Annotated in this window: 2 protein-coding genes; both read right to left on the bottom strand. The window is 25.6% G+C overall.

Annotated elements, in window-relative coordinates:
• Nucleotides 1–585, bottom strand: a 585-nt coding sequence (locus ACFQZW_RS11265) for a hypothetical protein (protein WP_386783083.1), incomplete at its 3' end; no start/stop codon positions are given.
• Between the two features lie 327 nt (nt 586–912).
• Entirely contained in the window at nt 913–999 is an 87-nt protein-coding gene (locus ACFQZW_RS11270) for a T9SS type A sorting domain-containing protein (RefSeq protein WP_386783086.1), read from the bottom strand.
• Between the last annotated feature and the right edge of the window lie 25 nt (nt 1,000–1,024).

Below are 1,024 nucleotides of genomic sequence, written 5' to 3' on the forward strand. Positions count from 1 at the left end.
ATCTGTAGCTGTAGGAGCTGATACTATAGTAGCTGAACATTGTCCTGTAATTGCTGTTAAGTTTGCAACATCTGGTACTGGTGCTTCATTATCAACAACTGTAACTATTGCATTACAAGTATCTGTTGAATTATCAAAATCATCTATAACTGTTAAAACTACATTGTTAGATCCTATATTAGCACAGGTAAAACTTGTAATATCTGTATCAAAACTTAATGTACCTATACCTGTACTTCCATCATTAATTGCATCCTCTGCAATATTAACATTTCCAGCCGAATCTAACTGAACTGTAATATCTTTACAATTTGCTGTAACAGCTAAGTTAGTATCAAATTCTTCATTACTATTTATCTTTAAATACGTTTTATTAAAAATTTCAGCTTCTATTTTTTTAAAATAAGCAGTAAAACCTTCTTCTGCAGTTTGATTATTTACCCAAAGATAGTTGGCTAATGAAAAGTTATTAGAAGTACTTAATAACTTTAAATTTTTTGCATTTGCAGATATTTGATTTATTGAAAAAACAAAAAAAATAAAGAACAAGAAAATATGTTTTAACTGGGGTATTTTTTTAACCATAGCGTTACATTTTACAATTAAAATCGGGGCTTTATAATGCCTTAGGTTATTTTAATTTTAAATATTTTTTAGTTCATAAATCAATATATTTCTTAAAAATAGGTAAGATAATTTTTAATCTTTTATTTTAGTCATTTAATCATTCTAAATAAAATTTAAATACACACAGCAACCTTATTTTTATAAAATAAATTCAAATATAAGTAAAAAACTTTAATTATAGTTTTAAACACTGACAATTAAAGTTTTACCACAACAACAAAAGGGGATAATTATTACTCCCATATAAAAACATTTATTAAACTAAATTTGTGGTTATCCCAATATTTATTCCACAACAATTTTTTTAGTTATTACTCCATTAGTAGTGGCTATTTTAACAATATAAACACCTGCAGCTTCATTTAATGGCAACGAAAACCTTCTATTGGAAAATTCA

The sequence above is a fragment of the Lutibacter aestuarii genome (genome assembly GCF_042676885.1).
GTDB classification, from domain to species: domain Bacteria; phylum Bacteroidota; class Bacteroidia; order Flavobacteriales; family Flavobacteriaceae; genus Lutibacter; species Lutibacter aestuarii.